The sequence below is a fragment of the Ruminococcus sp. 210702-SL.1.03 genome, from assembly GCF_020559915.1.
Taxonomy (GTDB): domain Bacteria; phylum Bacillota; class Clostridia; order Oscillospirales; family Ruminococcaceae; genus YE71.
This window is the reverse complement of record NZ_JAJCLZ010000142.1, coordinates 1-343: the sequence shown is the minus strand read 5'-3', so window position 1 is coordinate 343 and position 343 is coordinate 1. Positions and strand designations below refer to the sequence as shown.

The following is a 343-nucleotide window of genomic DNA, read 5'->3' as shown; positions in this document are numbered from 1 at the left end:
GGGAAAAGGTCAGCTTTTTATCATAGGTCTGCTGAGAAAATATTACGGAAAGGAGATGTCGTGATGTCCAAAAAGCCAAAATGTCCGCTGATAGGTCAGGACGGAAATATATTCAATCTTATGGGCATAGCCTCAAAAACGCTGAAAAGGAACGGAATGTATGATGAGGCAAAGGAAATGTGCAGCAGAATAACATCTTCGAGCAGTTACTATGAGGCCTTGAATGTTATCGGCGAGTATGTTGAGATCACTTCTATCGATGATGAACAGACAGAAGATGAGGATATGGAAATGGAGATGATGTAAATGACGTATTTGTTCATTGGAATGATGATAGGTGTTA

General features: G+C 39.9%; 1 protein-coding gene. It reads left to right on the top strand.

Annotated elements, in window-relative coordinates; genetic code table 11:
- Nucleotides 1-63 precede the first annotated feature (63 nt).
- Nucleotides 64-306, top strand: a complete 243-nt coding sequence (locus tag LI114_RS13830; protein ID WP_117903302.1) for a hypothetical protein — start codon at nt 64-66, stop codon at nt 304-306.
- Nucleotides 307-343 lie beyond the last annotated feature (37 nt).